This window comes from Actinosynnema sp. NPDC023658, assembly GCF_040639995.1.
Lineage (GTDB): Bacteria > Actinomycetota > Actinomycetes > Mycobacteriales > Pseudonocardiaceae > Actinosynnema.
Genome location: NZ_JBFAAX010000249.1, coordinates 1 through 8,294, shown reverse-complemented (window position 1 = coordinate 8,294; position 8,294 = coordinate 1). Strand labels below are relative to the sequence as shown.

Sequence of the window (8,294 nt, the reverse complement as noted above, 5' to 3'; positions counted from 1 at the left end):
CACCTCGCCCATCGTCGAGTGGAGGTGCCGGGAATCGAACCCGGGTCCTCTGCCGGCTCATCAAGGCTTCTCCGTGCGCAGTCCGCTACATCTCTACTCGGCCCCGGTGATCACGCGGACAAGTCACCGTGATGAGCCCAGCCACTGTGGGTGTCCCAACCGCTCCCCGTGACCGGGAACGGCGGTGAGCCTCCTAGCTGATGCCGGCGACCGGAGCGGAGGCACCTCCGGGCCGACAGCGTCGCTCCTAGCCTCAGGCGGCGAGGGCGAACGCGCGCTGGTCGTTAGACTCGGCGCTTATTGGTTTGCGATGACGCTTGCGGTGGTCTCTCGCCTGCACCGGCACGCTTCCCTTGAATCAACGCACAAAGTCGAAACCGTTCACCCCCGTGTCGTGGGTCCTGCTGCGCACAGCATAACGCCCCGCGCCCCCTCCTTCATTCCGATTAGGTTGGTAGGGCTGTCCCCACCCCTCGCCCACCGGCGCACCTGATGGTTCGGTCCACACGTTCGGGCGATGCTGGTCGGGTACATCGGGCGTGAAGGTGGGGAAGATGACGACGCGGGTCAACCCGAACATCGGCCGGGTCAGCGGGTACTTCCTGCTGAACCTGGTCACCGGGCTCTTCTGGTTCGTGCTGCTCGTGGCGCTGACCGCGGTGAGCCTGGGCACCGCGGTCGTCTGGGTCGGCGTGCCGCTGGGCGTGCTGACCCTGGCCCTGGCGCGCAGCGCGGCGTCGGTCGAGCGGCGCTGGCTGCGGGTGACGCTGGGTGTCGACATCCCCCGCCCGTACCGGTCGCTGCCGGACACCGCCACCGCCCGGGCCAAGGCCATCGTCCGGGACCCGGCGACGTGGCGCGACCTGACCTACTGGCTGCTGATGCTGCCGCTGGGCGCGATCGAGTTCTCCCTCACCGCGGTCCTGTGGACGGTGGTCGCGGCCACCGTGCTGCTGCCCTTCTACCAGCACTGGATGCCGAACCTGCTGGAGATCGACCTCGGCGGCGGCAACGTCTGGCTGGTCGACTCGTTCGTCAAGGCGATCCCGGTGAGCGTGCTCGGCCTGCTCCTCGGCGTCGTGGCGTACCGGCTGCTCAAGGCCCTCGGCAAGGGGCACGTCCTGATCGCCCGCTCCCTGCTCGGCCCGTCGCGCACCAGCGTGCTGTCCGCCGAGGCGCAGCGCCTGTCCGCCAGCCGGGCCCGCGGCGTGGAGGCGGCCGAGGCGGAGCGCAGGCGCATCGAGCGCGACCTGCACGACGGCGCGCAGCAGCGGCTGGTCGCGGTGGCCATGGGCCTCGGCCGGGCGCGCAGCAAGATGGAGTCCGACCCGGACGCCGCCCGCGAGCTCATCGCGGAGGCGCACGCCGACGCCAAGCTCGCCATCTCCGAGCTGCGCGACCTGGCCCGCGGCATCTACCCGTCGGTCCTGGGCGACCGAGGCCTGGACGCGGCCCTGTCGTCGCTGGCCGCGCGCTCCCCGATCCCGGTCGAGGTGGACGTGGACGTCGAGCCGCGCCCGCCTACGGCCGTGGAGAGCACCGCCTACTTCACCGTCGCCGAGACGCTGACGAACATCGCCAAGCACTCCGGCGCGACCAGGGCGCACGTGAAGGTGTCCCGCACGGAGAACTCCGTGGTCGTCGAGGTCACCGACGACGGCCGCGGCGGCGCGGAGGTGCGCCCCGGTGGTGGCCTCGCGGGCCTGGCGGACCGGGCTGCGACGATCGACGGCGTTATCGTCGTCGTCAGCCCGCTCGGCGGGCCGACCGTGATCCGGACGGAGCTGCCGTGCGCGTGGTGATCGCGGAGGACTCGGTCCTCCTGCGGGTGGGTGTCCAGCGCCTGCTGGCCGACGAGGGCATCGAGACGGTCGCGGCGGTGGACGACGGCGACGCCCTGCTCGTCGCGATCGAGGAGCACCGCCCCGACCTGGCCCTGGTGGACGTCCGGATGCCGCCGACGTTCACCGACGAGGGGCTGCGGGCCGCCATCGAGGCGCGCAAGCGCATCCCGAACCTGCCGGTGCTGGTGCTCTCGCAGTACGTGGAGGAGCGGTACGCGGTGGAGCTGCTGGCGGGCGGCGCGAACGGGGTCGGCTACCTGCTCAAGGAGCGGGTGGCCGACGTGTCGGAGTTCGTGGCCGCGGTGCGCCGGGTGGCCGAGGGCGGCACGAGCATCGACCACGAGGTCATCACGCAGCTCATGGTCCGCTCCAAGCGCAACCCGGTCGACTCGCTCACCCAGCGTGAGCGCGAGGTGCTCGGGCTGATGGCTCAGGGCCTGTCGAACGCCGCCATCGCGGCCTCGCTGGTCGTGTCCGACGGCGCGGTGGAGAAGCACGTGGGCAACATCTTCGCCAAGCTCGGCCTGGAGCCCAGCACCAGCGAGCACCGCCGGGTCCGGGCCGTGCTGGCCTACCTCAACCTGGGCTGAGCCGCAGCAGCCTCGCGCCGTTGTCGTGCAGCACCGCCCGCAGGAACGGCTCACCGAGCCGGTCGTCGGCGGCGGCCCAGCCCTCGATCGCGTCCAGCTGCGCGGAGTAGTCGTACGGGATGTTCGGGAAGTCCGAGCCGAGCACGACCCGGTCGGTCACGTCGACCAGCCGGGTCGCCCAGTCGCGCGGCAGCGCCGCCCGCGCCTCGGTGAACGGCACGCCCACCATCGTGGTGTCCAGGTGCACCCCGTCGTACCGGTCGACCAGGTCCAACGCGCCCAGGTAGTCGGGCATCCCGGCGTGCGCCAGCACCGCCACCAGCGACGGGTGCCTGCGCAGCACGTCCTCGAACACGTCCAGGCCCGTGTGCGCGCCGGGCACCGGGCCGTGCCCGCAGTGCACCACCACGGGCACCCGCGCCTCGGCCAGCAGGCCCCACGCGCCGTCCAGCTCGCGCGGGTCGTAGCCGCCGACCTGCACGTGCGCCTTGAAGCACCGCGCGCCCGCCGACAACGCCCGCGCCGCGTACGCCTCCACGCCCGGCTCCGGGTACAGGGTGGCGGTCGGCACGGCGCCGTCCACGCGGGCGCCGAAGTCCAGCGCCCAGTCCGTCAGCCACTCGCCCATGCCCGGCTTGTGCGGGTACACCAGCGGCGCGAACGCCACCACCCCGAACGACCGCAGCGCGGCCAGCCGCTCGGCCTCGGGCAGCCGGTAGCGGATCGACCAGTCGACGCCGTAGTGCCGCGACGCCTCGTCGAAGAACGCCCAGACCTTGTCCAGCACGCGCTGCGGCATGAAGTGCACGTGCACGTCGACCAGGCCGGGCACGACGCTCAGTAGCGCCCCTTCAACGCACGGCCGTGCGCCTTCTGGATCTCCCGCTCGGCGTCGCGCTTGGCCAGGTCCTGCCGCTTGTCGTACGACTTCTTGCCGCGGGCCAGGGCGAGCTCGACCTTGACGTACCCGTCCTTGAAGTACATCGACAGCGGGATCAGCGACAGACCGCTCTCCCTGGTCTTGCCGATCAGCCGCTCGATCTCGCCCTTGTGCAGCAGCAGCTTGCGCTTGCGCCGCACCTCGTGGTTGGTCCAGGTGCCCGCCACGTACTCCGGGATGTGCAGCGCGTGCAGCCAGATCTCACCGTCGTCGACCTGGGCGAAGGCGTCCACAAGGGACGCCCGGCCCATGCGGAGGCTCTTCACCTCGGTGCCGACGAGCACGACACCCGCTTCGTAGGTGTCGAGGATGGTGTAGTCGTGCCGAGCCTTGCGGTTCGACGCGATCACCTTCTGACCGCGTTCCTTGACCATGACGGAAACCTTACGTGACCGGGCCAGCGGTTATGGGCGGCCAGAGCCTAGAGGCGGACGTAGAGGCGCAGCGTGACGTAGCCGGTCAGCGCCGAGATCAGGATCGCCACGCCGACCAGGATCGGTGAGATGAACAGGATCTCCACCATGCTCACCTCGGGGATGATGTTGGACGCGAACAGGTCGCCCAGCACCCGGTTGAGCAGGAAGACCTTGGTCGCCACGAGCAGCCCGATCGAGACGACCGCGCCGATGACGCCGGCGACCACCGCCTCGATGAGGAACGGCAGCTGCGTGTACCAGCGGGTCGCGCCCACCAGCCGCATGATGCCGACCTCGGTGCGCCGGGTGAACGCCGACACCTGGATCGTGTTGGAGATCAACATCAGCGCCGCGAACGCCTGGAGCAGCGCCAACGCCAACGCCGCGTCACGCACGCCGTTGAGGAAGCCGAACAGCCGGTCCAGGTCCTCGCGCTGGTCGTCGACCTTCTTCACGCCCGCCTTGCCGGTGAACGCCTGCACGATCACGTCGGACCGCTCGGCGTCCTCCAGCTTGACCCGGAACATGGCCGGGATGGCCTCCGGGCGGGCCAGCTTGGCCAGCTCCGGCTGCGACTCGAAGACCTTCTTGAACCGCTCGTAGCCCTTGTCGCGGTTCTCGTAGACGACGGTCTCGACCCCGGAGGTGGTCTCCAGCTGGCTGCGCAGCCCGGCGCACACGTCCTGCGTGCAGTCCTTGTCGTTCACGCTGATGTCGTTGGTGAGCATCACGGCGACCTCGAGCTGGCCGAGGTAGTCGTCCTGCATCTTGCCCACCATGTTGACGACCAGCAGGCCCACGCCGAACAGGAAGAGCGAGATCGCGGTCGTGAGGATCATCGCGATGGTCATCGTGACGTTCCGGCGCAGACCGGTGACGACCTCGCTGAACACGAAGCTGGTACGCATCGGGGGGAACGTTCCTCAGAGTCGGGGGATGAGGGGGTCCGGCGGCCTCAGCGGCCCACGCCGTAAACACCCCGCGCGTCGTCGCGGATGATGCGGCCGTGGTCCAGCTCGACCACGCGGCGGCGCATGGAGTCGACGATGGAGTGGTCGTGGGTGGCCATCAGCACCGTCGTGCCGGTGCGGTTGATCCGCTCCAGCAGCAGCATGATGTCCTGGCTCGTGTCCGGGTCCAGGTTGCCGGTCGGCTCGTCGGCCAGCAGCACCAGCGGCCGGTTGACGAACGCGCGGGCGATCGCCACCCGCTGCTGCTCACCACCGGACAGCTCGTGCGGCATCCGGTCCGCCTTGCCGTCGAGGCCGACCAGCTGCAGCACCTCGGGCACCACCTTGACGATGGTGTTGCGAGGCTTGCCGATGACCTCCAACGCGAACGCGACGTTCTCCGCCACGGTCTTGTTGGACAGCAGGCGGAAGTCCTGGAACACGCAGCCGATGGACTGGCGCAGGCGGGGGACCCTGCGCCGGGACATCTTGGCCACGTCGAAGTTCGACACGTACACGCGGCCCTTGCTGGGCACTTCCTCACGCAGCAGGAGCCGCAGGAACGTGGACTTCCCGGAACCGGAAGGCCCGATGAGGAACACGAACTCGCCCTTGTCCATCTCGACCGAGACGTTGTCGAGCGCGGGACGCGCGGAGCTCTTGTAGACCTTGGACACGTGTTCGAGGCGAATCACGAGGCGCGAGTGTACTCGTGGCCTGGGTAAAGCCTCCGTGTCGCCCGCCGAACGGGGGCTTGACCGATCAGGACTGGTGCTGCTTGCGCCACCGGATGCCGGCTTCCAGGAAGTCGTCGATCTCGCCGTCGAGCACCGCGGACGGGTTGCCGACCTCGTGCTCGGTGCGCAGGTCCTTGACCATCTGGTAGGGGTGCAGCACGTAGGAGCGCATCTGGTTGCCCCAGCTGGAGCCGGTGTCCTTGAGCGCGTCCATCTTCGCCTGGTCCTCCTGCCGCTGCCGCTCCAGCAGCTTCGCCTGGAGCACGGCCATCGCGGTGGCCTTGTTCTGCAGCTGCGAGCGCTCGTTCTGGCAGGAGACCACGATGCCGGTCGGGATGTGCGTCAGGCGCACCGCCGAGTCGGTCGTGTTGACGCCCTGGCCACCGGGGCCGGACGAGCGGTAGACGTCGACCCTCAGGTCCTTCTCGTCGATGTCGACGTGGTCGGTCTGCTCGACCACCGGCACCACCTCGACGCCCGCGAACGACGTCTGCCGGCGGCCCTGGTTGTCGAACGGCGAGATGCGCACGAGCCGGTGCGTGCCCTGCTCGACGCTGAGCGTGCCGTAGGCGTAGGGGGCGGAGACGCGGAACGTCGCGGACTTGATGCCCGCCTCCTCCGCGTAGGAGGTGTCGAACACGTCGACGCCGTAGCCGTGCCGCTCGGCCCACCGCGAGTACATCCGCAGCAGCATCTCCGCGAAGTCGGCCGCGTCGACGCCGCCCGCCTCGGCACGGATCGTGACCAGGGCGTTGCGCTCGTCGTACTCGCCCGACAGCAGCGTGCGGACCTCCAGCGAGGAGATCTCCTCGCGGAGCTTCGCGCGCTCGGTGTCGGCCTCCGCGAGGCTGCCCGCGTCACCCTCGTCCTCGGCCAGCTCGTACATGATCGACAGGTCGTCCAGCCGGTCGCGCAGGCCCGTGACGCGGCGCAGCTCACCCTGCTTGTGGGAGAGCTGGCTGGTGACCTTCTGCGCCTTCTCCTGGTCGTCCCAGAGGTCCGGCCGGGCCGCCGCCTGTTCCAGCTCGGCGACCTGGGCGCGCAGGGCACCGAGGTCCATCACCGCCTCGATGCTCGCGAGCGTGGCGGAGAGGTCCTTGATGTCTGCTTCGACGTCGGGATTCACGGCCCAAGATTACGCCGGCACCGGTCGCGCAGTGCGACCGGTGCGCGCGATTCAGGCCGTCGGGATGGCGTCGAGCAGCTTGAGGACGGCCTTGGCGTGGGCCAGGCCGAACTCCGCCACCGCCTTGGCGTAGGCGTCCTCCGCGGTCTTGACCGCGGTCTTGGCGGCCTCCTGCTCGGCGCCGTAGCTCGCGCGGGCGGCGTCCACGAGCCCTTGCCGCTGTTTGGCGGTCAAGGAGCCCGCGTGCACCAGCCGCAGGATCAGCGGGCTGCGCAGGTGGTCCGGCCCCGGCTCGGAGAGCAGCCAGTTCTTGAACGCCTTCTTGCCCGCCGCGGTCAGCACGTACTGCTGGCTCGATCGCGGGCCCTGCTTGCCGAGTCGCAGCAGGCCGGCGTCCGCCAACGCGGGCAGCTCGCGGTAGACCTGGCTGCGGGTGACGCTGAAGAACGCACCGAAGCGCTCTCCGGCCTCAGCCACGAGCTGGCCACCGGTCTTGGGTCCGTCGTGCAGCAGCCCGAGCAGGGCTGCCGCCGTAGCATTCAGGTCCGACACCCCACCAACGGTGCCACGGTCACCGGTCGCTGTCCACAATGGTCAGCCGTTCTGTCCACTGTGGCTGATCACGGGCTAGTGGAGTTGGGCCAAGCGGAGCAACGGGAAGCACCTCTGCGTAACCGGCCACTGATCAACGCCACGCGTTCGGCCTCTTGACCCGGGTTGTCCACGCGGAGTGGAAATCCATTGGAGCGCAAGGGAAACCGCACTTTTGCGTTCACCCTAACGGCGAGCCGAAGTCACGCGCCGCGTCCGCCGGGCCCCCACGGTCCCTCATCCGATAGCACAACCCGGTGATGTCCGGTTCTCGACGTGGCAAACACGTCGGGTGGTGGGACCATTACCCCGGGTGTTCGTTCGATCGGGAGGTCAGCTGTGGGCATCAAATGGACGACGGGGACGAAAGTGGTCCGCAACGCCCGCGCCTGGGCGTCCGGCACGATCCCGGAGCAGGCGGGCAAGGACGAGTGCATGGTGTGCGGGAAGCAGATCCGCAGGCATCGCACGGTCAGCGGCGAAGGCCGGGTGTGCTCGCTCACGTGTGCCCAGTACTGGGCCGAGAACATGACCTGAGCACAAAAAGGTGAAAGGCCCCCAGGCAAACCGCCTGGGGGCCTTTCACGTAGTAGCGGGGACAGGATTTGAACCTGCGACCTCTGGGTTATGAGCCCAGCGAGCTACCGAGCTGCTCCACCCCGCGCTGTAAGGACAACTATACACGACCGAAAACCCCATTTTCACCGGGGTCCCCTAACCACAAAACCCCAGCTCACACCCCGCACAACCCCACGTCCACCACATCCGCCGCCCACTGCCGCGCCGAACCACCTGCGCAACGGCTTCGGGGGGTGCAGGGGGGCGAAGCCCATCCTGCCCGGGGCCCGGGGGTCGGACCCCCGGTGTAAATGCGGAAAAGCCCCGTCTGCGCTCTCCGCAGACAGGGCTCTCCTACTTTGTAGCGGGGACAGGATTTGAACCTGCGACCTCTGGGTTATGAGCCCAGCGAGCTACCGAGCTGCTCCACCCCGCGTCGGTAATTGGAACTCTACGCCTGGGTTACCGGGATATGCAAATCGGGTGGCCCCGGATGTGTCCGGGGCCACCCGACGGTGACATCAGCGCAGGTCAGCTGGTCG

General features: G+C 69.2%; 9 protein-coding genes, 2 tRNA genes and 1 other RNA gene. 3 read left to right on the top strand and 9 right to left on the bottom strand.

All coding sequences use genetic code 11. From position 1 onward, the window contains the following. Positions 1-16: 16 nt before the first annotated feature. Positions 17-389: a transfer-messenger RNA gene (gene ssrA, locus AB0G02_RS22530) on the bottom strand. A gap of 165 nt (positions 390-554) precedes the next feature. Between ssrA and AB0G02_RS22525 the strand changes: the two genes are divergently transcribed. Continuing rightward, entirely contained in the window at positions 555-1,802 is a 1,248-nt protein-coding gene (locus AB0G02_RS22525; protein ID WP_360797433.1) for a sensor histidine kinase, read from the top strand. Continuing rightward, positions 1,790-2,434, top strand: coding sequence for a response regulator transcription factor (locus AB0G02_RS22520; protein WP_360797432.1), 645 nt, complete (start codon positions 1,790-1,792; stop codon positions 2,432-2,434). The genes AB0G02_RS22525 and AB0G02_RS22520 overlap by 13 nt, the downstream gene beginning before the upstream one ends. Here the strand turns inward: AB0G02_RS22520 and AB0G02_RS22515 are convergent. The 6 genes from AB0G02_RS22515 to AB0G02_RS22490 form a co-directional block, all read right to left on the bottom strand. Next, entirely contained in the window at positions 2,421-3,266 is an 846-nt protein-coding gene (locus AB0G02_RS22515) for an amidohydrolase family protein (RefSeq protein WP_360797431.1), read from the bottom strand. The two genes, AB0G02_RS22520 and AB0G02_RS22515, sit on opposite strands and share 14 nt — an antisense overlap. 5 nt (positions 3,267-3,271) lie before the next feature. Beyond that, positions 3,272-3,748 (bottom strand): SsrA-binding protein SmpB, encoded by a 477-nt coding sequence (gene smpB, locus AB0G02_RS22510; protein WP_360797430.1) that lies wholly within the window; start codon positions 3,746-3,748, stop codon positions 3,272-3,274. A gap of 47 nt (positions 3,749-3,795) precedes the next feature. Next, on the bottom strand, positions 3,796-4,698 hold the full coding sequence (gene ftsX, locus AB0G02_RS22505) for a permease-like cell division protein FtsX (protein ID WP_360797429.1): 903 nt from the start codon (positions 4,696-4,698) through the stop codon (positions 3,796-3,798). Positions 4,699-4,745: 47 nt separating this feature from the next. Further along, positions 4,746-5,435, bottom strand: coding sequence for a cell division ATP-binding protein FtsE (gene ftsE / locus AB0G02_RS22500; protein ID WP_360797428.1), 690 nt, complete (start codon positions 5,433-5,435; stop codon positions 4,746-4,748). Positions 5,436-5,502: 67 nt separating this feature from the next. Beyond that, positions 5,503-6,603, bottom strand: a complete 1,101-nt coding sequence (prfB, locus tag AB0G02_RS22495) for a peptide chain release factor 2 (protein WP_360797427.1) — start codon at positions 6,601-6,603, stop codon at positions 5,503-5,505. 51 nt (positions 6,604-6,654) lie between these two features. Further along, positions 6,655-7,155 carry a helix-turn-helix transcriptional regulator gene (locus AB0G02_RS22490; protein ID WP_360461699.1) on the bottom strand — a complete coding sequence of 167 codons (501 nt, stop codon included), beginning with the start codon at positions 7,153-7,155 and terminating at the stop codon, positions 6,655-6,657. 378 nt (positions 7,156-7,533) lie between these two features. Between AB0G02_RS22490 and AB0G02_RS22485 the strand changes: the two genes are divergently transcribed. Continuing rightward, entirely contained in the window at positions 7,534-7,731 is a 198-nt protein-coding gene (locus AB0G02_RS22485) for a hypothetical protein (RefSeq protein WP_053717392.1), read from the top strand. 53 nt (positions 7,732-7,784) lie between these two features. Here the strand turns inward: AB0G02_RS22485 and AB0G02_RS22480 are convergent. Both AB0G02_RS22480 and AB0G02_RS22475 read right to left on the bottom strand, forming a co-directional pair. Then, positions 7,785-7,858, bottom strand: a tRNA-Met gene (locus AB0G02_RS22480). Between the two features lie 256 nt (positions 7,859-8,114). Beyond that, positions 8,115-8,188, bottom strand: a tRNA-Met gene (locus AB0G02_RS22475). Positions 8,189-8,294 lie beyond the last annotated feature (106 nt).

What these genes read in the sequence shown, in the direction of transcription:
- smpB (WP_360797430.1), bottom strand. Translation starts at nt 3,748, where the DNA reads ATGGTCAAGGAACGCGGTCAGAAGGTGATCGCGTCGAACCGCAAGGCT.
- AB0G02_RS22525 (WP_360797433.1), top strand. Translation starts at nt 555, where the DNA reads ATGACGACGCGGGTCAACCCGAACATCGGCCGGGTCAGCGGGTACTTC.
- ftsX (WP_360797429.1), bottom strand. Translation starts at nt 4,698, where the DNA reads ATGCGTACCAGCTTCGTGTTCAGCGAGGTCGTCACCGGTCTGCGCCGG.